Raw genomic sequence first — 26,873 nt, forward strand, 5'->3', positions numbered from 1 at the left:
TCGACAAAGTGGTCGTGACTGCAACCGCTTACCTTTTCGGGTGCTGACACGGGGTTTCGTGTTGCACGCGATGGGAAGCAGCCGTGATTGGAACCAGCCTCTGTAAATGGGCCATCAGCTACTTCGCGGTCGCAATCGTATGGCTGCTGCTCGCGGAAGTGCTTGTTGTCGCCGGGTTCGGCTTTCCGAACCACGACATCGGCGGGCCGGACACGCTCGTCATCGTGCACATGGTTAGCATTGGCTGGTTGAGCACGGTCCTGTGTGGCGCGCTGTTCCAGTTCGTGCCGGTGCTGGCCGCAAGGCCGCTCTATGCGGAGCGCTGGACACTGCCGGCTCTGGCGCTGCTGACGCTTGGGCTGACCATCCTGCTCGCGGGCTTCCTGACGCTTGGCGGGCACTTCAACGGGTCGCCCCGGCTGCTTCCGGTCGGCGCGAGCCTGCTGATTGCCGGCTTCGCGTTGGTCGTTGCCAATCTCGGCATGACGCTCTGGTCGGCCCGTCCGCTGCCGGGGCCGGCGCGCTTCGTCGCAGCCGGGCTGGGCTGCATCTGCGTCACGGCGGCATTCGGCGGCATGTTCTCTCTGGTGCTGTCCGGAACCGCTATCGGCGCGCAATGGCCGGACCTGCTGGTATCGGGCGTTCCGATCCACGCCATTGCCGGGATTGGTGGATGGCTGACCTTCACGGCCATGGGGGTCAGCTATCGCCTGCTGGCGATGTTCATGCTCGCGCCCGACAGCGACGCGCGGCTGGGCCGGCTGGCCTGGCTTGCCGGCATTGCCGCGCTGGCCGCCGGAGCTGTCGGCGGGGTGCTCGCACTCTGGCGTGCGACCGGGGTGAATTTGGCGCTTCTGCTGGCAGGAGCCGCGGCGCTGCTGTCGCTAATCGCCTACGGCCGCGATATGCTCGGCCTCTACAGAGCCCGCAAGCGTCGCGCGCTCGAGCTCAACACGCGCATGAGCCTCGTTGCGCTGGCGAGCCTCGTCGCAGTCGCAATCCTCGGCGCCGTGTTCCTTACGACCGGTTCTCTCCAGTCGCATGTCGGCGCGCTCGCGTTCCTGGTCGCGTTCGGCTGGCTCACTGGCCTCGTGCTCGCCAATCTCTACAAGATCGTCCCGTTCCTGACCTGGCTCGAGACCTACGGTCCGGTGATGGGCAGAGTGCCGACGCCCCGCGTGCAGGATCTCGTTGACGAGCGCCGCGCGTTGAAATGGTTCGTGCTGTTCTTTGCCGGAAGCTGGGCGGCAACGTTGATGCTCCTGGTCGACGAGGCACCCGGTTTCCGCGTCGCCGTCGCGGTCGTGACGCTTGCGACGCTCGGCCTGGGCGAGGAGCTCATCAGGGCAAGGCGGCTTGCGGACGTGTCGGAGCCGCTGCGCCTGCCGACGGGAGCAGTCGTGCCCCATCTGTTGGTCTCGCGAAACTGAAAGGAGACTGCAATGACCCAATTCATCGACGTCGATGTCCGGCCGATCCTGCGTGCAGGCGGCGAGCCGTTCTCGATCATCATGGCCGCGCTCGAGCGGCTCGAGCCCGGGGAGGGGCTGCGGCTCTATGCCCCCTTCAAACCGGTTCCCCTGTTCGACGTCATGGCGAGCAAGGGCTTTGCGCATCGGGAGGCCGAGCTCGAAGGCGGCGAATGGGAGATCCGGTTTCTGCCGGACGACGGCTCGTCCGATGCGGCTGAACCGGCGCCCGCGGCGGCGAGTGGTGGCGATTGGCCGGAGCCCGCGGTTCATCTCGACAACCGCGACCTCGATCCACCGGAGCCGATGGTCCGGATTCTGGCTGCAATGGAGCGGCTCGCCCCCGGGCAGACCCTCTTCGCCTTGCTCAGTCGTGAACCGGTCTTCCTGTTTCGGGAGCTGACCAAGCGCGGCCATCAATGGCGCGGCGGCTTCACACCGCAGAACGACACCTATCAACTGACCGTGAGGGTTTGCGCATGACGATCAACGACGACGATCTCGTGGCTCAGATAAGGCAGGCGCTGAAGGTCGTGATCGATCCGGAGCTCGGGCACAACATCGTCGACCTCGGCTTCGTCTATGACGTGTCGATCGACGACGGCGCCGCGCACATCACCATGACGGCGACGACGCCGGGTTGTCCCGCCGCATCCTTTCTCAAGGAGGGCGTCGCCAACAGCGCGTGCCTGGTTCCTGGCGTGGAATCGGTCGACGTCACCATGACGTTCGAGCCGCCCTGGCAGCCCTGGATGATCTCGCCAGGCGTCAAGGCGTCGCTCGGTTTTGCTGAGGTGAACTGATCCGGCGAGGCGGCCGGCTAGACGCCTTCGCCGCCCGGGCCGGACCAGGTCCTTGCGGGTGCGCGAAGCTTTGCCAGGTCGAGCAGGTTGATCGCCCGGGCGGCGATCTGGTCGATCACCTCATCCAGCGACTGTGGTTTCAGATAGAAGGCCGGCATCGGCGGGGCGATGATCGCGCCGATCTCGGTCGCTTGCAGCATCGCTCTGAGATGGCCGAGATGGAGCGGGCTCTCGCGGACCAGCAACACCAGCCGGCGCCGTTCCTTGAGCTGCACGTCGGCCGCGCGCGTCAGAAGGTTGTCGAGCTGCCCCCAGGCGATGGCCGAGAGCGTGCGGATCGAGCACGGTGCCACGATCATGCCCGCGACCGGATACGAGCCGCTGGCGATCGCGGCGCCGATGTCGGAATGAAGATAGTGGCGGAAGGCGAGGGCGCGCAGCCGCGCGAGCGCATCGCTCCCCACTTCTTCGCTCAGCGTACGCTCTGCCGCGGGCGAAACCACGAGATGAACCGCGTAGTTTGGATCATCGGCCAGCAGCTCGACGATGCGCAAGCCGATCGCGGCGCCCGAGGCGCCGCTGATGCCGACGATGATGCCTTGCCGCCCGCTCATGTGAGGACCGGTGCCGGCATGCCGGACAGGCCGAGGTTCGCCCACATCGCATCGACACGCGCGACCACGGCGGGATCCATGGCCAGCGGAACGCCCCATTCCCGATCCGTCTCCGGCGGAATCTTCGTGGTGGCGTCGATGCCGAGCTTGCCGCCGAGCCCTGATTTCGGCGAGGCAAAGTCGAGATAGTCGATCGGCGTGTCGGTGAGTGTCACGAGATCGCGCGAGGAATCGCTGCGCGTCGAGACCGCCCACATCACGGCACGCCAGTCGCGGATGTCGATGTCGTCGTCGACCACGATCAGCAGCTTGGTGTAGCTGAACTGCGGAAGCATCGACCACAGGCCGAGCATCAGCCGCCGCGCCTGGCCGGGATAGCGCTTTTTAATGGCCGCAATCGCGATGCGGTAGGAGCAGGCCTCCGGCGGCAGCCAGCAGTCGGTCACCTCAGGGAATTGCTGCCGGATCAACGGCACGAACAGCTGGTTGAGCGCCTCGCCGATCCGCGACGGCTCGTCCGGGGGCCGGCCCGTGAAGGTCGAGAGATAGACCGGCTGACGCCGGCTGGTGATCGCCGTCACGCGCATCACCGGAAACTGTTCGACGGAATTATAGTACCCGGTGTGATCGCCATAGGGTCCTTCGGGCGCGGTTTCGGTCGCGGAGACGAAGCCCTCAATGACGATTTCGGCCTCGGCCGGGATCGCGAGCGGGACGGTGAGGCATGGCGCGAGGTCAGGCCGCTCGCCGCGCAGGATGCCCGAGAAGCGCAGCTCGGACAGCGTCTCGGGCAGCGGCAGCACCGCGGCAAGGATCGTGGCCGGATCGGCGCCGATGACGATCGCGACCGGCATGTCACGCCCGATCGCCTTCCATTGCTGGTGATGCCGGGCGCCGCCGCGATGCGCGAGCCAGCGGATGATGGCGCGGTCAGGGCCGAGCACCTGCATGCGGTAGACGCCGACATTCTCCTCCTGGTCCGCCGTCGCGGATTCCGGCGGCACGGTGATCACGAGTGGCCAGGTGATCAGCGGTGCCGGCTCGCCGGGCCAGCAGATCTGGACCGGCAATCTTGCAAGATCGACGTCGGGCCCCATCGCGACGCAGTCCTGCACCGGGGCCGCCGCGCGTGTGCGCGGGCGCGTCGCCAGCGCAGCGCGCGCAAGCGGGATCTTCTCGAAAGCATCCCTGATGCCGTGCGGTGGTCGCGGCGCGCGGAGCTCGGCCATCAGCGCGCCGAGCTCTCCGAGACGGTTGGGCGTGATGCCCATGCCCCACGCGATCCGCTCGACCGTTCCAAACAGGTTGGTGAGGAGCGGCATCTCCGACGCGTTGCCATCGGCCCTGACGGGCTGCTCGAACAATAATGCCGGTCCGTGCGCACCGAGCACACGCCGGTGGATCTCCGTGATCTCGTGGACGACGGAGACCTTCTCGCGAATGCGTCGCAACTGCCCCCGGCTTTCGATGAAGCGCAGGAAGTCGGACAGGTCGCGAAAGCGCGGCACATCACGTTGCAACTGGGCGAGCTCCCAAAAAATCAGAGCTAGCCGGGTTGTTTTCGGTCTTCATTGTTCCGGCTCAAATACAGCGGCGTGCAATCCGTCCAGATGTGGGGCCATGAATGATCCGTCCGCCGCATCGCCCGGCCCGTTGCCGACGATTCCGCCCCTTGTCGCATTGGCCATGCGTCCCCTGCCTCTGCTGCCGCTGCAGCTCGTTCTCGCCGGCGTCCTGCAGGGGATCCACCGGCGCAACCCCGCAATATTCGACCGGCTCGGTGATCACGCGCGCGCGCGGTTCGGTATCAAGCCGATCGATCTGCCGTTCGCCTTCGTGGTCGAGGCCAGGCCGCCGCGCCTGTCCGTGGTGCGCGACTTGCCGCGAGGTCTGGATGCGCGGATCTCGGCCTCGCTCGCCAATCTGCTGGCGCTGCTCGAAGGCAAGGTCGATGGCGATGCCCTGATGTTCTCGCGCGAGCTCGTGGTCGAGGGCGATGTCGAGGCAGTGCTGGCGCTGCGCAATGCGATCGACGACGCCCAGCTCGATCTGGCCGAAGAGCTGTCCTCGCTGTTTGGCCCGCTGGGCGCGCCAGCGAGGCGCGCCTTCGAAGCCGCCCGTGGCCGCGTGATCGGCTCCTCAGGCCATGGCGAGCAATCGAGATGATGGAGCTGATCTGTCCTGCCGGCACGCCGGCGGCGTTGAAGAGCGCCATCGATGCCGGCGCCGATGCGATCTATTGCGGCTTCAACGACGAGACCAACGCGCGCAATTTTCCGGGGCTGAACTTCAGCCGCGACGAGCTGCGCAAGGGGATCGCGCTGGCGCATGGCCGCGGCGCGAAGATCCTGGTGGCCATCAACACCTTTCCGCGCGCCTCCGCCGTCGACATCTGGCATCGCGCGGTGGACGATGCGGCGAGTGCGGGGGCCGATGCGCTGATCCTCGCCGACATCGGATTGATGGACTATGCCGCAAGGCGCCATCCGAACCAGCGTCTGCACGTCTCGGTTCAGGCTGCGGCCGCCAATCCCGATGCCATCGCCTTCTACGCCGAGACTTTCGGGGCGCGGCGCGTCGTGCTGCCGCGTGTCCTGAGCGTGCCTGAGATCGCCGAGATCACCCGGGAGTCGGCCTGCGAGACCGAGGTCTTCGTGTTCGGCGGCCTCTGCGTCATGGCCGAAGGGCGCTGCTCGCTGTCGTCCTATGCGACCGGCAAGTCGCCGAACATGCAGGGCGTCTGTTCGCCGCCGAGTCATGTGACCTACGAACAGACCGCGGAGGGGACGAAGTCCAGTCTCGGTGGCTTCGCCATCAACCGGTTCGCCGTGAGCGAGCCCGCGGGCTATCCGACGCTGTGTAAGGGCCGCTTCTCGACCTCCCAGGGCTCCGGCTATATTTTCGAGGACCCGGTCAGCCTGGACGCCACGGCGTTGCTTAAAGGCATGCGCGATGCCGGCGTGACCGCGCTCAAGATCGAGGGCCGCCAGCGCGGCCGTGCCTATGTCGAGAGCGTGGTGCGCCACTTCCGCCAGGCGCTCGCCGCGCTCGAGACCGGCAGCGAGGCCGACATTGCGAGCCTGAAGCCGTTCACCGAAGGGCAGGCCTCGACGGTTGGCGCCTATCGCAAGACCTGGCGCTAATCCGTTCGACGATGTGAGATCCGAAAGATGCAACTCAGCCTCGGTCCAGTTCTGTACAATTGGGCGCCGGAACGCTGGCGCGACTTCTATTTCCGGATCGCCGATGAAGCGCCGGTTGACGTCGTGTCCGTCGGCGAGATCGTCTGCTCGAAGCGCTCGCCGTTCTTCGCAGATCACATCCCGGCCGTGGTCGAACGGCTGCAGAACGCGGGCAAGCAGGTGCTGCTGGGCTCGCTGATTCTGGTCTCGCTGCGCCGCGAGCGCCGCCAGACCGAGGAGCTCGCGGCGGTCGAGGGCGCCGTGGTCGAGGTCAACGATCTGACCTGTCTCAGGGCGCTTGCAGGCCGGCCGCACGCCATCGGTCCGTTCGTCAACATCTACAACGAAGCGAGCGCGGCCTTTCACGCCGCACGCGGGGCGAGGCGCATCTGCCTGCCGCCGGAATTGCCGCTGGCCTCGGTGGCCACGATCGCGAAGGCTGTTCCCGACGCCACGATCGAAGTGTTCGCGTTCGGCCGGGTGCCGCTGGCCATCTCCGCGCGGTGCTATCATGCGCGCCTTCACAAGCTCACCAAGGACAATTGCCGCTTCGTCTGCGAGAAGGACCCGGATGGACTTCTCCTCAACACGCTGGAGCAGCAAGACTTCCTGACCATCAACGGCGTGCAGACGCTGTCGCACACCTGTGCCAATCTGCTGGGTGAGGCCGGCCTCTTGCACGAGAGCAACGTCGGATCACTGCGCCTGTCGCCGCAGGATTGCGACATGGTCGTCGTCGCCAAGGCTTTTCGCGACGTGCTGGACGGTCGCGACGATGTCGAGGGTGGAAATCGCCGGCTTGCCGCGGCCTATCCGGGCGTGCCGTTCTCGAATGGCTTCCTGTGGGCCGAGCCGGGGCACGTCTACCGTCAGGCCCGATCAGGGGCTGCGCAAGGCGCGGCGCAGATCGGGACTCGCTAAACGGGGCGACGCTCCGAGCGCTCAGAAAGTCGCGGCCATTGCGGCCAGCCGTCGATGGGCCCTGTCCCGCGCGGCCTCGATCGGCTGTTGCGGTCCCGTGGTTGGCCCGATCGGCACGAAACGGACATTGTCGATACCGATGAAGCGCGGGATGTCGCGCAGGTAAGGCGTTGCCATGTCGATGCGGCCGCGGTTCATGCCGGTGGCGAAGTCGCTGCCACTGGCGAGAATCACCAGCGTCGGCCGGTCCTTGAGCAGTGGGAGATAGCCCTGTGACGGGTCGAACCGGAACGTCAGCCCGGGCTGGACGATGATGTCGAACCACTGCTTGAGCTTGTAGGGAATGCTGAAGTTCCACATCGGCGTCGAGATCAGCACGCGATCGGCCAACGAAAACCGCAGCGCCATTCGTTCGGCCTCGGCAAAGCTGTCGCGTTGCGCGTCGTTGAAGGCTTGCCCGTTCATCCGTGCATATTTGGCCTCGGCGATGGGGCCTGAGAATTCCGGCATCCGCTCCCGCCAGAGGTCCACGACGTCGAGGTCCCAGTCCGGCCGGGCCTGGCGAAAGCCGTCAAGAAAGACGCGCGCGCCGGCACTCGACTCGGAGTCAGGGCGCGGCGAGCAGGAGAGGTGCAAAATCTTTGCCACCGCTCATCCCAACGCCCTGATGACGGCATCCGCCCTCGTGACGATCGCCACGTTCTGCATGGCAAAATTAATCGACGCATTGTGCCAGTCGGCGTTCATGGTCGAGCAGCAATCTTCGGGAACGATCATGAAGTAGCCCTTGTCTGCCCCGGTGCGGGCGGTGTGCTCGACCGACATGTTGGTCCAGGCACCGGTGTTGATGATCATGTCGCGCCCGGTCGCCTTGAGGATTGTCTCCAGCCGCGTGCCCTCCCACGCGCTCATCCGCATCTTCTCGACGATGAAATCGCCGGGCCGGGGCTCGAGGCCGGAGACGGGCGCCGCGCCCCAGCTTCCACGCACCATCGCCTTGCTGTCGACGAGGCCTTCGAACAGCGGTGCGTTCAGCGTGACACCCGGCGCACCCGGCTCGACGACGAACCAGACGTGGATGATGGCGACGCCGCGGGCCCGCGCGGTCTCCGCGAGACGGCGGACATTCTCGACGACATGTTGCTGTTTCGCATGACCGGGAGCGCCGGACTCGGCGAACGCGCCGCCGTCCATGATGACGTCGTTCTGCAAATCCTGGATGATCATCGCGCATCGCTGCGGATCAAGCCGCATGTCGCCGTCAGCGAGGATAGGCGCCGCCGGCGAGGCGCTTGCCGCCTGGCCGCCGCCGCTTCGCCGGCCGGCCATATAGGGCTCGTGCCGCGGACCGACCTTGGTCGGAATGGCATAGACCGAATGTGTCGAGGTCAGATACAGCGTGCGGAAATCCGGCCCGCCCCAGGCGAGGTTGGCGACCATCTCGGGCGCGCGGACCTTGCCGAGCAGCTCGCCGCGCGGCGAATAGACCCAGACGCCGCCGGGCGCGGTGACCCAGATATTGCCGTGCTGATCGCACTTCATGCCGTCGGGCAGGCCGGCTTCGAGCTCGGAGCGGATGCCGCTTGCGAACACCCGCGCATTCGACAGCGAGCCGTCGGCGTTGACGTCGAAGACGCGGATCAGCGCCTGCACGGTGTCGTTGACATAGAGCAGCTTCTCGTCCGGCGAGAAGCACAGGCCGTTCGGCTGGTCGAACAGATTGCGCTCGACCACGAGCTTCGGTTCGCCGCCGGGCACGAGGCGATAGACGCCCTGGAAGCCGAGCTGGCGCGGCCGCTCCACGCCATAGACCGGCATCCGGCCGTACCAAGGGTCCGAGAAATAGATCGCGCCGGAGGAGTGCACGCAGACGTCGTTCGGGCTGTTCAGCTCCTGGCCCTGGAAGTGCGAAGCCAGCACCTCGCGCCGCCCGTCCGGCCGTTCGCGGATCAGCGACGAGGTCGCGTGCTCGCAGACGATCAGATTGAGCTCGGCATCATAGGTCATGCCGTTGCACTTGTTCGAGGGACGCTTGACCTCGGCCACGCCGCGCCGCGCATCCCAGCGCCGGCGCACGTCACCCGGCATGTCCGAGAACAGCAGATAGTGATCGACCGGATGCCAGATCGGTCCCTCCGTGAAGTCAAAGCCGGTGCCGACCTGCGCGACCGGCGCATAGGGGTCGATCAAAGTTTCGAATTCGCTTCGCAAGGTGACGTGCGTCATCGGTCGATCCCCAAGATCATCTCAAGCCGGGAACCAGTTGCGTGCGGGCAAGGACTGCACGATCGGTCCGGGGACCTGATCGTGCAGGCGCCCGACGACGTTGCCGCCTTCGATCTTGGCCGGGCGGTCGTGCACCGGCAGCAGATAGCGCGAATTGCTCAGCAGCTTCTTGATCGAGGCTTTCTCGGCGCGCTTGCTGGTGCCATGATTGCCCGTCGTGCGCGGCTCCCAATCGTGGATCTCGTTGAAGGGCGTCACGATCTGGTCGTTGAAATCGTAGATCACGTCGCCGCAGATGGTCGCAATCCCGTCGGCGGTCTCGACGATGACGTTCATCGAGCCCTCCGTATGCGCATTGGCCGCGTCGCAATAGACGCCGGGCATCAGCTCGATCGGGCCGGTGATCTCTAAGTCGAGGAAGCGCAGCGCGCTCTTGGTGTGCAGCCGGTCGATCAGGTGCTTGATGTCGGGCGCCGGATATTGCGGATGCATCAGGCCGGAGACGGAATACTCGAGTTCCTTGCGGTTGAGCACGACGGTCGTGTTCATCGGGAACAGATCGTCCTTGCCGGCGTGGTCGATGTGCAGATGGGTGTGGCAGACGAAGCGGACGTCGCCCATGCGCACGCCGTGGCGCGCGAGCTGGTTCTCGATCATGTTCTCGTGGTACTGCAGCCCGCGCATGCCCAGCGTCTCCATGATCTGGTTGGAGCGGTAGCCGGTGTCGACCACGACCGGATATTTCCCCCCGAGGATCAGGAAACCGAGGGTGAGGACGCGGCGGGTGCGACCGCAGTCGCGGCCGAGAACCAGAAAGCTCGATTCCAGCTCGATATCGCCATAGTCCAGGATCTTGATCTCCAGCGCCATTCGTTGCCCTCCCTCAACTGTTTCTTGTCTGTCAAAGCCGGTAGACGCGCGTCGCCGTCGTCTTGAAGATAGCGTCCTGCTGCTCCGCGCTGAACGGCGCCGCGGCGGTGCGAAAGGCGCCGACGAGCTCGCGATAGCTGGTCCACAATTTCTCGATGGGGAAATTGGAGCCGAACAGGCAGCGCTCGGCGCCGAAGATCGCGACGGTGTCGATGAGCACGGCGGCGATGTGCGCAGGATCGTTGCGATGGATGAAGGTGCCGAGCCCGGAGAGCTTTGAGACCACGTTCGCGCAGGCCGCGAGCCGGGCCATGCCGCTGCGCCAGGCGGCGCGGCCACCAGGAGAGAGATCCTCCAGCATGCCGGCATGCTGGAGGATGAAGGTCACGTCGGGGCAGGCTTCGGCCAGCGCTGCGGCGTTCGGCATCTGCGGGGTGAACACCTGCAGGTCGAAGCTCCAGCCATAGTCGGCGAGGCGCGCGACGTTGCGGCTGATCATCGGATCGGTGCAGAGATCCGGGCGGGCGGCAAAGCGATAGAGCGGGTTCTCGTGCCAGTGCAGCTGCATGCGCACGCCGCGCACCAGCTTGTAGCGCTTCAGGCGATCGAGCTGCGGACGCACGTCGTCCACGGCGAAATTGGCATAGGCGACGATCGCGTGCGGCCAGCCGTGTTCGTCCGCAGTCTGCTGCACCCACGCGGCCTCGTCCTCGAAGCGGTCGTTGGCCCAGTTGGTTTGCACATAGACCGAACGCGTGACGCCGGTATCCTTGAGGTCGTCGAGATATTCCTGGATCGGATAGTCGCGCCGGATCGGCTCATAGGGTCCGAAGATGCGCGGTTGCATGGGGCCGGTCAGCCAGGGCAGGTCGGCCTGCCGCCAGATGTGATGATGGCCGTCGACAATGTCGGTCACGCCGCTCTCCTTCGTCCCAGCGCCAGAATATGCGCGACGATCGACGCGCTCGAACCGCCATCCACGAGGTCGTCGACGAAGCGCTCGATGGCGATGAGCGCTTCGGTCTGCGGGCGGAAGTCGGGGCCCGTCGCCAGCGGCGTCAGCCAGCTCAGGCGCCAGGCCCGCCGCGACAATTTCGCGACGGCGTCGCGAAGCGCGTCGGTCTCGCCGCGCTCGAGTCCATCGGAGACGATCACCACGGCGGCTCCGCGCGCGTAGCCGCCGAAGCGGGGCACGGCGAGGAAGGCCTGGAGCGCATCGCCGATGCGGGTGCCGCCGTCCCAGTCGCTGACCAGATGCGCGGCGGCGTTCATGGCCTGCTCGCGGCGCTTCAGTCGCAGCGGGCGGGTGATGCGGGTCAGCCGCGTGCCGAAGGTGAAGACCTCGACACTGGGCGCGGCCTGCACCAGCGCATGCGCGAGCTTCATGTTCTCCTCGGTGCGGCCCTTCATCGAGCCGGAGACGTCGATCAGCAGGAGCATCTTGCGCGGACGCTGGCGCCGCTTCATGTGACCGAGCCGCAGAATCTCGCCGTCGCTGCGGACACTGTCGCGCAAGGTGCGGCGGAGATCGGCAAACGGTCCGCGGCGGGCGCGCATGCGGCGATGGCCGCGCCGTCGCGGCAGGCGCCGCGGTGCCTCCCGCGCCAGGCGGCGCAATGCGTCCGTGCTCGAGGCCGCCCTAAAGCGGCGCTCGACCAGCGCCTCGCTTCGGGTCGCGGTGAGGCCGGACTCATTGGCCTCGTCGGAGAGCAGGGGGGCCTCGTCGCCGCGGCCCTCTTCCTGGAGGCGGACTGTCTCGTCGTCCTCGTCCTCGTCGGCTCGCGCGATGGCCTCGCTGCCGCGGAAGTGGAGATCGAACAGCCGGTCGAAGGTCGCACGGCGCTCGGGCGGCGGCGCCAGCGTCGCGAGGGCGGCTTGCCTGACGTGCTCGATGTCGCGCGGGCCGAGCAGCTCGATCGCGGCGAGGAACGTGGTGGTTTGCTCCGGTGCGACGGCAAAGCCGTTCGCGCGCAGCAGCGGGACGAAGGCGACGAAGATGCGCGCGGCGCGCGGGAGCTGCGGTTCGGCGCTCATGCGGTCGCCTCCGCGAGCATGGCGTCGAGCCGCGGCGAGATGAAATGCAGATCCTCTTCGTCCTTCAGCGCCACGCCGATCGAGCGCTTGAACGCATCCGGCCAGCGGGCGCCGCCCTTGTGCAGCAGCGTCGCGGCCTCGGCCCAGTCGACGGCCTCGGCAATGCCGGGCGCCTTGCTCAGGGGCTCGCGCCGCAGCCTCTCCACGGCTGCGACGACGGCGCGGGCCGTGGCCTCGGCGACGCTGGAGGCGCGCATCATGATGATCCGCGCCTCGCGCTCCGCGGTCGGATAGTCGATCCAGTGATAGACGCAGCGGCGGCGCAAGGCCTCGTGCAGATCGCGCGTCCGGTTCGACGTCAGAACGACCACGGGGCGCTCCGCCGCGCGCACCGTGCCGCGCTCGGGAATCGAGATCTGGAAGTCGGAGAGGAATTCGAGCAGGAAGGCCTCGAACTCCTGATCGGCGCGGTCGATCTCGTCGATCAGCAGCACGGTGGAATCGGGCGCGCGGAGCGTGGCCAGCATCGGCCGCTCGATCAGAAACGTCTCGCCATAGATGTCGATGCTCTCGTCGCCGGCCTGGCGGATCGCCAGCATCTGGCGCGGATAGTTCCACTCATAGAGCGCGGCAGAGGCGTCGATGCCCTCGTAGCATTGCAGGCGGATCAGGCGCCGGCCGAGCACGGCGGCAATGGCTTTTGCGGCTTCCGTCTTGCCGACGCCGGGTGCGCCCTCGAGCAGCAGCGGCTTGCCGAGCGCGAGGCCGAGATAGGCGGCGGTCGCGAGACCCTCGTCGGCGAGATAATAGGCCGCGCGCAGCGCCTTCTCCAGCGCCTCGGGGCTGTCGATGCCGACGATGTTGCTGCGAACCGCCACGGCCGTTCCTCTAGCGCCGTGCCTGCGGCCGCGCGCCGCCCTGGGCCTTGATCGCGCGCAGCACCTTTTCAGGCGTGATCGGCAGGTCGTCGATGCGCACGCCGACGGCATTGAAGATCGCATTGGCGACGGCCGGCAGCACCGGGTTGGCGCACATCTCGCCGGGGCCCTTGGCACCAAAGGGACCATCGGGAGCGGGACGTTCCAGCACCGCGATATCGTGCGGGCAGATGTCGCCGGGGCCGGGCATCAGATATTCGACGAAGTCGCGGGGGCCGTGAATGGGATCGGGATAATAGGGCTCCGGGGTCTCATAGAGCGCGTGGCTGACGCCCATCCAGGCACCGCCGACCAGTTGCTGCTCGACCAGACGCGGGTTCAGCGCGCGACCGAGCTCATAGGCGGAATCCATCCGGACCATCGCGACATCGCCGGTCTCGTCGTCGACCTCGACCTCGGCGACGAGGCAGGCATGGGCGTAGCAGGTCGCCGGTGACATCTCGCCGGTCTCCGGATCGACGTTGGAAAGCGGAACCAGAAAGATGCCGCGGCCCGAAATGGTCTTGCCCTGCTTGAACTGCGCGGCAATCGCGACGTCCTTGGTCGAGATCGAACGGTGTGGCGCGCCCTTGACGTGAATATTGCCGCGGCCGTCGGTGTCGAGATCGGCGGCATTGACCTCGAGCTCTTCAGCCGCCGCTTCCATCATCACGCCGCGGGCCTCGCGCGCCGCGGCCATCACGGCATTGCCGACCCGATGGGTGCCGCGCGAGGCGAACGAGCCCATGCAGTGCGGGCCGGTGTCGGAATCCGCCGTGTCGACATAGACGTCCTCGACCGGCACGCCCAGCGTCTCGGCGCAGATCTGCCGCGTCACCGATTTCATGCCCTGGCCGAGGTCGATCGACGACAGCGCCACCGTGAACTTGCCGCTGGGATTGGAGTGAACCAGTGCCTGGCTCGGGTCGCCGCCAAGGTTCATGCCGATGGGGTAGTTGATCGACGCCATGCCGCGTCCGCGATGCCTGGTCATGTCAGCGTCTCCTGGTGCCGAACACCGACGAGAACCGCGTCGCGCCGTGCGATGGTGCGGCCGGGCGTGGTGGGGGAGGCGGCGGTGCCGGCGGGGGTGGATCGCGCGGCGGCTCCCGTGTCGTGGTTACGGGTGCACGGTCGTAGCTCGTGCGCTGCTGTGCAGGCGCAGCCGGACGTGCGCGGGACTCCGTTGCGGTCGGCGGGATCACCGCGCGGCTGCCGCCGCCGTCTTTGCGCGAGGAGGCGCGCTTGAACTCGTCGCGGATCGGCCATTTGGCCTTCTCGGCCGCGACCTGAACGCATTCGATCAGCGCGGTGTTCTTGGCCTCGCGCCGGTGCGCCTTCATGTCGCCGTCGCGATAGGCGTTCAGAATGCGAAACTCCATCGGGTCCATGCCGACGAGGTTTGCGAGCTTGTCCATCTGGCATTCGATCGCGAAGTCCATCGCGGTGACGCCGAAGCCGCGCATGGCGGTCGCGGGCGTGCGATTGGTGAAGACGCAATAGACGTCGCCATAGACGTTCGGGATGGTGTAGGGGCCTGGAAGATGGGCGGCGCACTTCACTGCGGCGTAGCTGGAGAGTCGCGTATAGGCGCCGCTGTCGAAAAAAGCGCGGATCTTGCGCGCGACGATGCGGCCGTCGCGCATCACGCCGTCCTTGATGTAGATGCGTTCGGCGCCGCGCGGCGGGCCGTACTGCATCTCCTCCTCGCGCCCGAACACGTAGCGGACGGGGCGTCCGGTCAGCATCGCGCCGAGGATCGCAAGTGGCTCGGTCAACGTGTCCACCTTGCCGCCGAAGCCGCCGCCAACGGTGCCGCCGATGAAGTGGAACGTATTGGAAGGCACGTCCAGAATCTTGGCGCAGGTGTCGACGGAGAAGAACAGCGCCTGGGTCGAGGTGTAGACGACGTAACGGCCGTTGGTGTCGGGTGCCGCAATGGCGCCGTTGGTCTCGGTCGGCGCGTGCTCGATCGGGGACATCTGGTAGCGCTGCTCCAGCACGTGGTCGGCGCTGGCGAGCGCCGCGTCCGCATCGCCGAAGCGCAGGCGCTGGTGATCGTAGACGTCGTGATAGATGAAGGCGTTCTTCGGATAGGTCTCGTTGACCACGGGCGCGCCGGGCTTCAGCGCGTCCTCGACATCGAACACAGTCGGGAGCGGCTCGTAGTCGACCTTGACCCTCGCGATGGCCTCGAACGCTTCGCGCTCGCTGTCGGCGACGATGGCGAGGATCGGCTCGCCCTTGTAGCGGACCTTGTCGACCGCCAGCGACGGCTCGTCATCCTTGCCGAAGTTGATCAGGCTGAGCAGCGTGTTGAGATTGACCGGCACGTCGGTGCCACGGATGATCCGGCGAACGCCGGCCGAACGTTCGGCCTCGGTGGTATCGATGCGACGGATCCTTGCATGGGCCTGGGTCGAGCGTACGACCTTCAGGTGCAGCATGCCTTGCAGCTTGTGATCGTTGAAGTAGCTCGACGTGCCCGTGACATGGCCGAGCATGTCCTGGCGCTGGGTGCCCTTGCCGATTTCCTTGAGGTTATCGTCGCGCTCGTCGGCGAAAATGTCCTTGCGCAGTTCCAGCATGGTTGACCTCAGGCGCTGACCCGGCCGCTCGCTGCGGCCAGGATGGCATTGATGATCGGCTCGTAGCCGGTGCAGCGGCAGATGTTGCCGGAGATGGCTTCAATGACCTCGTCGCGGCTCGGCGAGGGATTGCGGTCGAGCAGCGCCTTGGCGGCCATCAGCATGCCCGGCGTGCAATAGCCGCACTGGGCCGCGAAATGGTCCGCGAAGGCGCGCTGCAGCGGGTGCAGGTTCGGGCCCTGCTTCATGCCGTCGAGCGTCTCGATGGAACGGCCGGCCACCGTCTCCGCCAGCGTCAGGCAGGAGAGATGAAGCTCGCCGTCGATCTGCACACTGCACGTGCCGCAGCCGCCCTGGCCGCAGCCGAATTTCGGCGTCATGTCGCCGATCAACTCGCGCAGCGCCACCAGCAGATTGGTGCCGCCGTCGACGAAGATCGCGACATCGCGGCCGTTGTGACGAAATTGCAGGGGTATCTTGGACATGGCTCTATTCCTGGCCTGACAGCAGGCGCCGCAGATGGACGCCGACGATCTCGCGGCGATACCACGCGCTGCCGAGCGCGTTGTCGGATGGCGACGTTCCCTCGGTCGCCGCGGATGCGGCGGCCGCGATGGTTGCAGCGTCCAGCGAGCGGCCCTCCAGCGCGCGCTCGGCGGCGCGGGCGCGGATCTGGGTCGGCGCCATCGATCCCAGCGCGATCCGAGCGCCCGCGATCCGGCCGCCGCTGATCGGCAGATGCGCGGCAAGCGTGACGACCGAGCCGCCCTTCGGCTTGATGCGGGCGATCTTGCGATAGCGGAACGCGTCGCTGCTCGCCGGCCGGGTGCAAGAAACCGACAGCACCAGGGTTCCGGCCTGACGTTCGCGCGCCTGCAAGAACTCCTCGATCGGGATGTCGCGGGCACCAAAGCCGCCCGCGACGGCGACGGTCGCATCGAGCGCCAGCAGCGCCACGGTGAAATCGCCGTAGGGAGCTTGGGCAAAAAGATTGCCGCCGACCGTGCCCATGTTGCGCACGGCGGGACCGCCGATCGAGCGGGCGGGCGCGTGCAGGAAGGCGAGGTCCCGCTCAGCAAGGATGCGCGCGAAGGTGACGCCGGCGCCGAGCGTGATGCGCGGTCCCGAGGCGTCGATCCGGGTCAGCGCCTGATCGTTGGCGCGGACCACGATCGAGATCGCGACATCGCCCTCGTTCAATGCCCGCATCACCAGCGTGCCGCCGCCGAGATAGCGCGCGCTGCGGTCCGAGGACAATGCCCCCGCCGCCTCGCTGGCGCTTGCAAACGTCTTCACTGTCACGGCCATGACTATGCGGCCTCCCTCAGATGCCGGCGGATTGCCTCGAATCCAGCCTGGTAAATGTCTTCCGCGACCATGTGGGTGATGCGGTCCCGATCTTCCGGCTTGGTGGTGAAGCGGGATTCCCAGTGCCAGAAGGTGCGGTCGCCGTCGGTGACCGGCAGCAGCCTGACATGGGCGACGTAGTTGAACATCGGCACCGGCGTATCGAGCAGGCAATAGCTGAAGGACTGTTCCAGGTCCGACAGCGCCAGCAATTGCTCGCGCAGCTCGGAGCCGTCGTTGAGCTTGAACCGCCTGATGCAGCCGATCTTGTCGGAGGACTGCGCGCGCTCGATCGACGAGGTCGCGACAACCGGATGCCAGCGATCGTGCCCGTTGAAATCGCGCAGCACGGTCCACACCGTATCGGTCGGTGCGTCCAGGATCGTGCTCTTGACGACATGCGGCACGGTCAGCCTCCGAACACGCGCTTGAGCGCATCAAATCCGCCCTGGAACACGCCGCCGCCGATATTGCTGACGAGCTCGGTCTCCCGCTCCGGCGCGCAGTCGAATTCGGCGGTCCATTCCATGAAGGTCTGGTCGCCGTCGGTGACGGGCGTGAGCCGCAGGGTTGCGACGTAGTTCTCGACGCCCATCGGAGATTCCAGGATCGAATAGGTGCAGAACATGTCGTAGTCGGAGAGGCCGAGCAGCTTCTCGCGGATGCGGTCGCCGTTGCGCAGGCGAAAATCTCGCACACAACCGATCTTGTCGGCGGGCTCGCCGCCCTCGATGCGGCTTTCGGCGATCGCCGGATGCCAGTTCGGCAAGCCATTGAAATCGCGCACCCGCGCCCAGACGCGGTCGTTGCGGGCATTGACGACGGTGGAGACGTAGACGCGAGCCATGGCGCGACCTCAGCTCTTCTTCCGCGGCCCGCGCTCGGCCGGCGGTTCCCCACCTTCGGCCGAGGGGGCCGGCGAGGCCGCCGGCTTGTCGCCGCCACCTCCGCCTCCGCCGCTTTTGCGCGCGGACTCCTTGATCCCCTGCATGTCACGGGCTTCGCGGATCAGGCCCGGCATTTTGGAGAGACTGCCGCCTTCGACGCCGATGTCCGACAGGATCGAGTCGATCAGCGGCGCCTGGACGCGGTAGCGCAGGGCGGAGTCGATGACTTCGTCGGTGGCGCTGCGGCCGCCATTGCCGCCGTGGCCGTTGCCGTTGAGGCCATCGACCTGGAGAATGCGGATGCCCTCGATCTTCTCCATCGGCTTGACGCTCTCGCGGACGATGCCCTCGATCCGGTCGAGCAGCTTGCGGCGGAACAGCGAGTAGCGCGCCTGGTCGGTCAGCACGTTCTCGGCCTCGTTCAGCATCCGCTGCGCTTCGGCCTCGACGGCGGCGCGCACGCGCTCGGCCTCCGCGGCGATCCGGGTCTCCTCGGCCTGTTTCTCGGCGAGCAGCACCTCGACCGTCTTGCGTCGCTTGGCGATCTCGCTCTCGCGCGCGGTGATGACGCGCTCGGTGGCTTCGGTCGCGCGCATCCGCGCTTCCTCGGCCGACGCCTTGGCGGCGGACTCTTCGAGAGACTTCAGATGGATGGCGATGGCCTTCTCCATCAGGACGGTCTCGACCTCCTTCTCGCGGTTGACCTCGAGCTTGCGCAGCTCGCGCTCGCGGCCGACGCGGGCTTCGTCGAGGCCGCGGTCGGATGCGATGCGCGCGCGCTCGACCTCCTCGCGAGAGGCGATCTCGGCCTCCTGCAGCGACTGCACCCGGGCGACTTCGAGTTGCTCGATCGAGCGCCGCCGCTCGATGCGGGCCGCTTCCAGCGCCTGCTCGCGCGACACGTCCGTGGTCTCGACCTCCTTGCGCGCGACGATCTCGGCCTGCCGGACCTGGCGATCGGCATCGATCCGCTCGGACTTCTTGGTCGACAGTGCGATGACGCGGTCCTCGTCGGCGATCTCGATCGCCTTCTTCTGCTCGATGTTGAGCACCTCGCGCTTCTTGGAGGAATTGATGCGCTCGGCCTCCAGAGCCAGATCGACCGTGATGCGCTGGCGCTCGATGGCGTCGCGCCGCTTCAGCTCGGCCGCCTCCAGCACGCCGGTGCGCTCGATCTCGAGCGAACGCGTATCGCGCTCGGCCTGGATGCGCTCGGCCGCGACCGCCTTCTCCTGGGCGATGCGGGCCGCCTCGATTGCCTCGCGCGAGGCGATGTCGGCCTCCTCGACGGCGCGGTTGCGGGCGATCTCCAGCGAGCGCACGCGCTCCTCCTGGGCGATCCGGCTGGCCTCGGTGGTCTCGCGCGCCGCAATGCCGGCGACGTCGAGTGCCTGGTTGCGCTCGATCTCCAGCTGCCGCGTGTTCTGCTCGGCGGCGATGCGCTCGGCGGCGAGCGTCCGCTCGCGGGCGATGCGGGCGGCCTCGACCGCGCGCTGCGCCTCGATCTCGGCCTCCTGGATGGTGCGAACCTGCTGGATCTCCAGCGCGCGGGTGCGCTCGTCCGAGGAGATGCGCTCGACATTGACGATCAGCGTCTGGGCGATGCGGGCCTTCTCGGTGGCCTCGCGGGCGGCAATCTCGGCCTCGTCGACCGCGCGGGTGCGCTCGATCTCGCGGCGGCGCGTTTCCTCCTCGTTGGCGATGCGGGCATCGGTGACGACGCGGTCCTGCTGGATCCGCGCCTTCTCGATGGCTTCGCGCGCCGCGATCTCGGCTTCCTCGACCGTGCGCATCCGCTCGATCTCGCGCTGGCGCACCTCGCGCTCGGATGCGATCCGCGTGGTGTCGATCGAGCGCTGGTTGGCGATCCTCGTCTTCTCGATCTCCTCGCGTGCCAGCAGCTCCTTTTCCTCGATGGTGCGGGTCCGCTCGATCTCCTTCTGGCGGGTTTCGCGCTCGGAGGCGATGCGGGCTTCCGCAATCGCCTGGTCGTTGGCGATGCGGGCGCGCTCGATGGCTTCGCGCGCGGAGATCTGCGCCTGCTCGGCCTCGGTTTCGCGCAGCGCCCGTTCGCGGGCGACTTCCGTGCGCTGAAGCGCGCGGCGCATCTCGATGTCGCGTTCCTGCTCCAGCCGCGCGGTCTCGCTCTCGCGCTCGATCTCGAGCGCCTGCCGCTCGGCCTCCAGGTTGCGGGCGCGGATCTTGATCATCGAGTCCTGCTCGATGTCGTTGCGCAGCTTCCGCTTGGCCTCGATGTCCTGCATCAGCTGGGTCAGGCCTTCGGCGTCGAACCGGTTCGAGGGGTTGAAGAATTCGAGATCGGTCTGGTCGAGATCGGTGATGGCGACCGACTCCAGCTCGAGGCCGTTCTGAGCGAGGGCCTCCGCCGCGTTGGCCTTGACGCGGGCGACATACTCGCCGCGCTGCTCGTGCATCTGCTCGAGGGTCATTTCGGAGGCGATTGAACGGATCGCCGAGATGAACTTGCCGGCGAGGAGGGCATGCAGTTGCCCCGGCTCCATGGTGCGGCGGCCGAGGGTGGCGGCCGCGATGGACACCGCTTCGCGGGTCGCCTGGACGCGGACGTAGAAATCGGCCTCGATGTCGACGCGCATGCGGTCGCGGGTGATGACGGCGTCCTGCCGGGAGCGCACGATGCCCATCGGCAGCACGTTCATGTTGACCGGCGTGTAATCGTGGATGAACGGCAGCACGAACGCGCCGCCATTGATCACCACGCGCTCGCCGAGGAAACCGGTCCGGACGAACGATGTCTCCTTGGAGGAGCGGTGATAGAGCCAGTTCACGATATAGACGCCGACCACGATCACGACGATCGCGACGATCAGCCAGAGGATCAATTCACCGACGAGCATCCCCGACATCTTTTCCTCCCTCGAACCTTCAGGCGTTATCGCGCGCCGATCGCCTTGAATTGACGTACCTGCTCCGTCAGCGCCCGCTCCACGGGCAGCCGCTCCATCGAGGAGGCCCCGTAGAAGCCGTGGCAATGGCGGGTGTTCTTCATGATGAAATCGGCGTCGGCGGGATCCGCGATCGGGCCGCCATGCGCCAGCACCAGGATGTCGGGATTGACGCTGAGCGCGGCGGAGGCCCAGGTGTCGATCTGCGCCGGACAGTCCTTCAGCTTCAACGCGGTCTGCGCGCCGATCGAGCCGCCGGTCGTCAAGCCCATGTGGCAGACGACGATGTCGGCGCCGGCGATCGCCATCGCGGCGGCTTCCTTCTCGCTGAACACATAGGGCGTCGTCAGCATGTCCTTGTCGTGCGCCTTGGCGATCATGTCGATCTCGAGCGCGTAGGACATGCCGGTCTCTTCGAGATTGGCGCGGAAGGTGCCGTCGATCAGGCCGACGGTCGGAAAGTTCTGCACGCCTGCGAAGCCGAGCGCCTTCAGCTGGTCGAGAAACGCGTCCATGTCGCGGAACGGATCGGTGCCGTTGACGCCCGCGAGCACCGGCGTCCTCGTGACCACGGGCAGCACTTCGCCGGCCATCTCCAACACGATGGCGTTGGCATCGCCGTAAGCCATCAGGCCCGCGAGCGAGCCGCGTCCGGCCATGCGGTAGCGTCCGGAATTGTAGATCACGATGAGATCGACGCCGCCGGCCTCCTCGCATTTGGCTGACAGGCCGGTGCCGGCGCCGCCGCCGACGATCGGCTCGCCGCGCTTCGCCATCTCGCGGAACCGCCTCAGAAGTGCTGCGCGTTCAAACCTTGGCATCGCTCACCTCGCTAGTCTCCGCCGCGTGCCGGTGCGGCCGAACAGGGTTCGGAACGCACCGACGATGGCGGCGGCGAAATCGGGATCGTTGATGTTCTTGGGCGTGCGGATGAGCTGGCGATGGCCGGTCTGCCGCACGGTGCGCTCCAGCGTGCGGAATAGCGCGGCATCGGCGTCCGGATCCCAGAACGGTTGGCCCCGCGCGTCGAGCGCGGAGACGCCGCCCTCGGGCAGGAAGAAGCGCACCGGGCCGTCCATCTGGTTGAGCCGCTCGCCGATCCAGCGGCCCATGCGCTCGTTCTCCTCCACGTTCGTCCGCATCAACGTCACCTGCGGATTGTGGACGTGGAATCTGCGGCCGCGGTAGCGCTCGGGAATGGTGTCGGGCGCGCCGAAATTGACCATGTCGAGTGCGCCGACCGAGCCGACATAGGGGATACGCGTGCGGATGATCGCACCGAAGCGGTCCTCGGTTGCGGGAAACACGCCGCCCATCAGGAGATCGCAGACCTCCGTCGTGGTGAGGTCGATGACGCCGGCGAGCTGGCCGGACTCGACGAGTTTCTCCATGGAACGGCCGCCGACGCCGGTGGCATGGAAGACCAGGCACTCGAAATCGTCGCGCAGCTCGGCGGCGATCTTCTGCGCCGCCGGCGTCGTCACGCCGAACATGGTGATGCCGACCGAAGGCAGGCCGCCAGCCTCCCGTGCCGTCGCGGCGCGCGCATCCAGCCGCGCCTTGACCATGCCGGCAAGCGCATGGGCGCCGTTGGCCAGCACCGCGCGCGAGATCGAGTTCAAGCCCTGCACGTCGGTGACCGAGTGCATCATGGTGATGTCGGCCGGGCCGACATAGGGCCCGACATCGCCGGATGCGACGGAGGAGATGATCAGCTTCGGGACGCCGACCGGAAGCGCGCGCATGCCGGGGGCAACCAGCGACGCCGCGCCGGAGCCGCCGGCCGAGATCACGCCGGCGACATTGCCCTGGCGCCGTAGCCAGCTCGCGAACGCATCGGCCATCGCGGTCACGGCCGCGCCGCGGTCGGGGCCGAATACGGCGGAGCCGCCGCGGCCGTGGTTGAGGGCGATCTCCTGCGCGGAGACATCGCAGCTGGAATGCTTGCCGCTGGTCGAGACGTCGACCAGCCGCGTACGCAGGCCGGTTTCGGCGATGATGTCGCGGATGAAGCGCAGCTCGAGGCCCTTGGTGTCGAGCGTGCCGACGACCAGGACGACAGGCGGGCCCGCGGTTTGCGCCGCCATCGGCTCGCGCTTGCGCCTTGCCGTCTCGTCGAGCCGCGCGATTTGCGTCGAGAGCGTGCGGGCTGCGGCCTCCATGCGGGCGATCGGCACCGGCTGCGACCACCGCGTCGGCAATGTCGGATTGGAGACGTAGATGCGGATCGGCCCGTCGCGGCGTGGCGCCGGCGCAGGTTTAGCTTCCGGGCCGGTCGCCGAGATCTCGATATCCGGCTCGAGCTCGGCGTGAAGCCCGACGCCGAGCAGGCGTTGCTGGAGCTCGCGGTCGGCGGCGAGCCGCGCGGAGTCGATGATGCGATTGATGCGGCCGTTGACCATGATCGCGACATTGCGCGAGACCGCGGTGGCGACGCCGATATTCTGCTCGATCACGAGCACGGACATGTCGCCGTCCTCACCGAGCCGCAGCAGTATCTCCTCGACCTGCGCCACGATGACGGGCGCAAGTCCCTCGGTCGGCTCGTCCATGATCAGCAGATGCGGATTGGTGAGCAGCGCGCGCGAGATCGCCAGCATCTGCTGCTCGCCGCCGGAGAGCTGGCCGCCGCCGTGATCCCTTCGCTCGGCCAGACGCGGGAAAGTGTCGTAGATGCGCTCGACCGTCCAGGCGCCGGAGCGCATGCCGCCGGCGAGCTGCAAATGCTCGTCGACGCTGAGCGAGCGCCACAGACGGCGTCCCTGCGGCACGTAGCCGACGCCGAGCCGGGCGATCTGGGCGGGTGGCCGCCTTGTGATGTCCGCGCCGCGGACACGGATCGATCCGCCGCTGACGCCGACCAGCCCCATGATCGCCTTGCACAGCGTGGTCTTGCCCATGCCGTTGCGGCCGACGACGGAGAACACGCCGCTCTCGAGCGTGAGGTCGACGCCTTGCAGCGCGTGCGAGTGCCCGTAATAGACGTCGAGCCCGCGGACCTCGAGCGCGGCGGCGGAGCGGCGGGCCTCATTCATGGCCGCCTCCGAGATAAAGCTCCTGCACCTCGGGGTCGGACTGGATCTCTTCCGGCAGGCCCTCCTTGAAGATGCGGCCGTTGTGCATCATCGTGACGCTCTCGACGACGCGCAAGGCGACGTCCATGTCGTGCTCGATGATGATGTAGCCGATATGCGCCGGCAGCGAGGTCAGGATCTCGATCAGCTCGGCCCGTTCGGTCGGCGACAGGCCCGCGGCCGGCTCGTCGAACAGGACGAAGCGCGGCGCGCCGGCGAGCGCGAGCGCGATCTCGAGCTGGCGCTGCTGGCCGTGCGCGAGCTCCGCCACGCGCTGGTCCTTCACGGCGGCCAGATGCACGGCCTGGACGAGGTTGTCGGCCGCATGCATCAGGGCATCGTTCTGTCCCGGCCGCAGCAACGAGAAGCGTCCGCGCGAGACGCCGCGGCAGGCGAGATAGACATTGTCCTGCACGGTGAGGCCGGGAAACAAGGCCGAGATCTGGTAGGTCCGGCGCAGCCCGCGGCGGATGCGTTCGTAGGGCGGGAAATGCGTGACGTCCTCGCCGAAGAAGCGGATCGTGCCGGAGGAGGGCGCGAAGTCGCCGGTGATGCAGTTGAACAGCGTGGTCTTGCCGGCGCCGTTGGAGCCGAGCACGGCGCGGCGTTCGCCGGGCCGCACGGTGATGGTGACGTCGGTCAGCGCCGCGAGCGCACCGAACAATCTCGTGACGCCGCGCAGCTCCAGCGCGGCGCCGGCCCCGACGGCCGAGAGGCGTTGGGCGACGCTATCCATGGCCGCGTCCTCCGCCCGGTCGATTTGCGGCCGGACGCCGGCTCTGGCGCCAGCGCTGCCACAGGCCGATGACGCCGTCCGAGGACCAGAACACGATGGCGAGGAAACCGAGACCGATCAGCAGGCGGAAGCGGTTGCCGTCGAGGCCGAGCCTGACAAGGAAGTCGAGCGCGAAGGTGCGCAGCAGCACGAAGATCAGCGCGCCGATGAAGGGACCGATCGGACGGGTGATGCCGCCGACGACGGCGATGATCAGCACGTCGATGCAGGCCCCGACGCTGACCGAGCCCGGCGAGATCTGGCGGTAGTTCCAGACCTGGAGGACGCCGGCGAGTGCCGCCACGAAGGAGGCGAAGGCATAGGCGGCGACGCGATGCGCATTGACGTTGAAGCCGAGCGCCGCCATCCGGCGCGGGTTGTCGCGCACGCCCTGAAGCGCGAGCCCGAACGGAGCGCGCGAGAGATATTCGACGGCGAAATAGCACAGCGCGGCAACCGCGAGCACGATATAGTAGAAGGGAATGTCGGCGCGCCAGTTCACGCCCCAGAAGTGCGGCGTCGCCACGGTGTTGATGCCGGTATGGCCGTTGAAGATCGCCCAGTTCTGGTTGGTGAAATAGTAGAAGGCCGCTCCGATCGCGAGCGTGATCATGATGGTGTAGATGCCTTCGGTGCGCACCGCGAGCGCGCCGCCGAGCGTGCCGAAGGCGGTCGCCAGCGCCAGCGCCATGGGGACCGCGAGCCACCACGGCCAGCCCAGGCTGATATTGGCGTTGCCGCTGACGCCGAACACGGCAACCATGTAGGCCGAGAAGCCCGCGATGGTGAGCTGCATCAGGCTGACCATGCCGCCATAGCCGGCAAGGAACATCAGGCTGAGCGCCATGATGCCGAGAATCAGCGTGGTCGCGAAGATCTCGATCAGGAAGAAGCCGCTCGCGATCAACGGCATGATCAGGAGAATGACTGCGACGATCCAGGCGGCGGGATTGTTGATCTCCGGCCATGTCCGCGCCGGGCGCTGCGCAACATCGGCGGGGCGAACGGTAACGCGGGCATCGTGGGCGAGCGACATGTCAGCGCCTCGCCAACAGGCCTTGCGGCCGGATCGCCAACACCAGCACCATGATCAGGAAGGTCACGACGATGGCATAGGTCGGGATGTAGACCGAGCCGAGCTGTTCGGCGAGGCCGATGATCAGCGCGCCGAGCGCCGCGCCGGGGATCGAGCCCATGCCGCCCACGATCACGACGACGAGGGAGGCGAGCAGGAAGCGGATGTCCTCGCCCGGGGATAATGACTGGAAGGTGCCGCCGACGACGCCGGCGATGCCGGCAAGTCCTGCGCCGAACGCGAACACCGCCACGAAGACGAGCTGGATGCGCACCCCGGTCGCGGCGAGGATATCGCGGTCGTCGACGCCGGCGCGGATGATCATGCCGGCGCGGGTGCGATTGAGCGCGAGCCACATCGCCACGCCGATCACGACGGAGGCGGCGAAGATCACCAGCCGCACCAGGGGATATCGGAGATAGACCGGCTCGCCCGAGGATTTGATCGCCGTGACCAGCGGCAGCTCGATGGGGCCGATCAGCCAGTTCGGCGTCTGGATCTGGTAGAAGTCGCCGCCACAGGCCCACAGCATGAGATCGGCGAACACGATCGAAAGCCCGATCGTCACCATGGTCTGCCTGAGGTCCTGTCCCTCCATCCGGCGGAACACGATCAACTGGAGCAGGACGCCGACCAGGGCGGTGAGGATGAAGGCGACGATGAAGCTGAGCAGCCAGGAGCCGGTCGCCGTGCTGACGGCGTAGCCGACATAGCCGCCGAACAGATAGAGCGAGCCGTGCGCGAGGTTGACGTTGCGCATCAGGCCGAAGATCAGCGTGAAGCCGCTGGCGACGAGGAAGTAGAGTCCGCCGAGCGTGATGCCGTTGAAGACCGCGTTGAGGAAGACGCGCTTGCGGCCGATGGCCTCTTCCAGGCCCGGCGGCCAGACCGCGAAGACCAGCCACAGCCCGACGGCAATGGCAATGATCGAGATCAGCGCCCAGGCCGGATGGCGTTCGACGAAGCGGCTCATGCTCTCGCCTCGTATCGCTTGCGGCGGGGCAATGGCATATCGTAAGCGGATTTTCCGCGGCCCATCCTTCGAGACGCCCGCTTTGGCGGGCTCCTCAGGATGAGGGCAGAGTATGCGGCAGCAATTTCAGCGGGGTCGATGCCGATTAGCCTCATCCTGAGGAGACCGCGCAGCGATCGTCTCGAAGGAGGAGG

General features: G+C 67.1%; 26 protein-coding genes. 6 read left to right on the top strand and 20 right to left on the bottom strand.

The annotated features are described in order from the left end of the window. Positions 1-83 precede the first annotated feature (83 nt). The 3 genes from XI04_RS00205 to XI04_RS00215 are packed head-to-tail and all read left to right on the top strand — an operon-like array spanning position 84 to position 2,272. Positions 84-1,430: a hypothetical protein gene (locus XI04_RS00205; protein ID WP_212475522.1), complete on the top strand. Its 1,347-nt coding sequence runs from the start codon at positions 84-86 to the stop codon at positions 1,428-1,430. Between the two features lie 12 nt (positions 1,431-1,442). Then, positions 1,443-1,952 (top strand): DUF2249 domain-containing protein, encoded by a 510-nt coding sequence (locus XI04_RS00210; protein WP_212475524.1) that lies wholly within the window; start codon positions 1,443-1,445, stop codon positions 1,950-1,952. Continuing rightward, positions 1,949-2,272 (top strand): metal-sulfur cluster assembly factor, encoded by a 324-nt coding sequence (locus XI04_RS00215; protein ID WP_038949673.1) that lies wholly within the window; start codon positions 1,949-1,951, stop codon positions 2,270-2,272. Before XI04_RS00210 ends, XI04_RS00215 begins: the two co-directional genes overlap by 4 nt. A gap of 17 nt (positions 2,273-2,289) precedes the next feature. Here the strand turns inward: XI04_RS00215 and XI04_RS00220 are convergent, their stop codons facing one another. Both XI04_RS00220 and XI04_RS00225 read right to left on the bottom strand, forming a co-directional pair. Next, on the bottom strand, positions 2,290-2,886 hold the full coding sequence (locus XI04_RS00220; protein WP_271610376.1) for a UbiX family flavin prenyltransferase: 597 nt from the start codon (positions 2,884-2,886) through the stop codon (positions 2,290-2,292). After that, entirely contained in the window at positions 2,883-4,406 is a 1,524-nt protein-coding gene (locus XI04_RS00225; protein WP_271610377.1) for a UbiD family decarboxylase, read from the bottom strand. The genes XI04_RS00220 and XI04_RS00225 overlap by 4 nt, the downstream gene beginning before the upstream one ends. A 166-nt stretch (positions 4,407-4,572) precedes the next feature. Between XI04_RS00225 and ubiT the strand changes: the two genes are divergently transcribed. Genes ubiT through ubiV form a run of 3 tightly spaced genes read left to right on the top strand, consistent with a single transcriptional unit; the run spans position 4,573 to position 6,989 of the window. Continuing rightward, complete coding sequence (ubiT, locus tag XI04_RS00230; protein ID WP_244429168.1) at positions 4,573-5,052, top strand: ubiquinone anaerobic biosynthesis accessory factor UbiT; 480 nt, start codon at positions 4,573-4,575, stop codon at positions 5,050-5,052. Beyond that, positions 5,052-6,029 carry a ubiquinone anaerobic biosynthesis protein UbiU gene (gene ubiU / locus XI04_RS00235; protein WP_028143778.1) on the top strand — a complete coding sequence of 326 codons (978 nt, stop codon included), beginning with the start codon at positions 5,052-5,054 and terminating at the stop codon, positions 6,027-6,029. Before ubiT ends, ubiU begins: the two co-directional genes overlap by 1 nt. A gap of 27 nt (positions 6,030-6,056) precedes the next feature. Then, positions 6,057-6,989, top strand: a complete 933-nt coding sequence (gene ubiV / locus XI04_RS00240) for a ubiquinone anaerobic biosynthesis protein UbiV (protein ID WP_271610378.1) — start codon at positions 6,057-6,059, stop codon at positions 6,987-6,989. Positions 6,990-7,010: 21 nt separating this feature from the next. On the opposite strand, the gene XI04_RS00245 is transcribed toward ubiV, so the two are convergent. From XI04_RS00245 to XI04_RS00330, 18 genes are read right to left on the bottom strand one after another with little or no spacing between them, the layout of a single operon-like run. After that, the gene (locus XI04_RS00245) at positions 7,011-7,637 is read right to left on the bottom strand and encodes an FMN-dependent NADH-azoreductase (RefSeq protein ID WP_271610379.1); all 627 of its coding nucleotides are present in this window, start codon (positions 7,635-7,637) and stop codon (positions 7,011-7,013) included. A 3-nt stretch (positions 7,638-7,640) separates the two neighbouring features. Then, positions 7,641-9,215 (bottom strand): isochorismatase family protein, encoded by a 1,575-nt coding sequence (locus XI04_RS00250; RefSeq protein ID WP_271610380.1) that lies wholly within the window; start codon positions 9,213-9,215, stop codon positions 7,641-7,643. Positions 9,216-9,236: 21 nt separating this feature from the next. Then, on the bottom strand, positions 9,237-10,085 hold the full coding sequence (locus XI04_RS00255; RefSeq protein ID WP_018318076.1) for an N-acyl homoserine lactonase family protein: 849 nt from the start codon (positions 10,083-10,085) through the stop codon (positions 9,237-9,239). Positions 10,086-10,116: 31 nt separating this feature from the next. Then, positions 10,117-11,001 carry an amidohydrolase family protein gene (locus XI04_RS00260; RefSeq protein WP_271610381.1) on the bottom strand — a complete coding sequence of 295 codons (885 nt, stop codon included), beginning with the start codon at positions 10,999-11,001 and terminating at the stop codon, positions 10,117-10,119. Then, positions 10,998-12,119: a vWA domain-containing protein gene (locus XI04_RS00265; RefSeq protein ID WP_271610382.1), complete on the bottom strand. Its 1,122-nt coding sequence runs from the start codon at positions 12,117-12,119 to the stop codon at positions 10,998-11,000. Before XI04_RS00265 ends, XI04_RS00260 begins: the two co-directional genes overlap by 4 nt. Then, a complete protein-coding gene (locus XI04_RS00270; protein ID WP_271610383.1) occupies positions 12,116-12,997 on the bottom strand; it encodes an AAA family ATPase in 882 nt (293 codons plus the stop codon). Before XI04_RS00270 ends, XI04_RS00265 begins: the two co-directional genes overlap by 4 nt. 10 nt (positions 12,998-13,007) lie before the next feature. Continuing rightward, positions 13,008-14,030 (bottom strand): xanthine dehydrogenase family protein molybdopterin-binding subunit, encoded by a 1,023-nt coding sequence (locus tag XI04_RS00275; protein WP_028143770.1) that lies wholly within the window; start codon positions 14,028-14,030, stop codon positions 13,008-13,010. 1 nt (position 14,031) lies between these two features. After that, on the bottom strand, positions 14,032-15,624 hold the full coding sequence (locus tag XI04_RS00280) for a xanthine dehydrogenase family protein molybdopterin-binding subunit (RefSeq protein ID WP_028143769.1): 1,593 nt from the start codon (positions 15,622-15,624) through the stop codon (positions 14,032-14,034). 8 nt (positions 15,625-15,632) lie between these two features. Then, positions 15,633-16,109, bottom strand: a complete 477-nt coding sequence (locus tag XI04_RS00285; RefSeq protein WP_271610384.1) for a (2Fe-2S)-binding protein — start codon at positions 16,107-16,109, stop codon at positions 15,633-15,635. 4 nt (positions 16,110-16,113) lie between these two features. Continuing rightward, complete coding sequence (locus XI04_RS00290; RefSeq protein WP_028143767.1) at positions 16,114-16,932, bottom strand: FAD binding domain-containing protein; 819 nt, start codon at positions 16,930-16,932, stop codon at positions 16,114-16,116. A 2-nt stretch (positions 16,933-16,934) separates the two neighbouring features. Further along, positions 16,935-17,378, bottom strand: a complete 444-nt coding sequence (locus tag XI04_RS00295; protein WP_028143766.1) for an SRPBCC family protein — start codon at positions 17,376-17,378, stop codon at positions 16,935-16,937. Between the two features lie 2 nt (positions 17,379-17,380). Next, entirely contained in the window at positions 17,381-17,818 is a 438-nt protein-coding gene (locus tag XI04_RS00300; RefSeq protein ID WP_018318067.1) for an SRPBCC family protein, read from the bottom strand. A 9-nt stretch (positions 17,819-17,827) separates the two neighbouring features. Continuing rightward, entirely contained in the window at positions 17,828-20,743 is a 2,916-nt protein-coding gene (locus XI04_RS00305; protein WP_028143765.1) for a flotillin family protein, read from the bottom strand. A gap of 26 nt (positions 20,744-20,769) precedes the next feature. Next, a complete protein-coding gene (locus XI04_RS00310; RefSeq protein WP_028143764.1) occupies positions 20,770-21,603 on the bottom strand; it encodes a phosphoenolpyruvate hydrolase family protein in 834 nt (277 codons plus the stop codon). Positions 21,604-21,606: 3 nt separating this feature from the next. Continuing rightward, on the bottom strand, positions 21,607-23,817 hold the full coding sequence (locus XI04_RS00315) for an ABC transporter permease (RefSeq protein ID WP_271610385.1): 2,211 nt from the start codon (positions 23,815-23,817) through the stop codon (positions 21,607-21,609). After that, entirely contained in the window at positions 23,810-24,592 is a 783-nt protein-coding gene (locus XI04_RS00320; protein ID WP_028143762.1) for an ABC transporter ATP-binding protein, read from the bottom strand. The genes XI04_RS00315 and XI04_RS00320 overlap by 8 nt, the downstream gene beginning before the upstream one ends. Next, on the bottom strand, positions 24,585-25,667 hold the full coding sequence (locus XI04_RS00325; RefSeq protein WP_038949651.1) for a branched-chain amino acid ABC transporter permease: 1,083 nt from the start codon (positions 25,665-25,667) through the stop codon (positions 24,585-24,587). Before XI04_RS00325 ends, XI04_RS00320 begins: the two co-directional genes overlap by 8 nt. 1 nt (position 25,668) lies before the next feature. Then, on the bottom strand, positions 25,669-26,679 hold the full coding sequence (locus XI04_RS00330; RefSeq protein ID WP_095426999.1) for a branched-chain amino acid ABC transporter permease: 1,011 nt from the start codon (positions 26,677-26,679) through the stop codon (positions 25,669-25,671). Positions 26,680-26,873 lie beyond the last annotated feature (194 nt).

Source organism: Bradyrhizobium sp. CCBAU 11430 (genome assembly GCF_028128855.1).
GTDB classification, from domain to species: domain Bacteria; phylum Pseudomonadota; class Alphaproteobacteria; order Rhizobiales; family Xanthobacteraceae; genus Bradyrhizobium; species Bradyrhizobium ottawaense.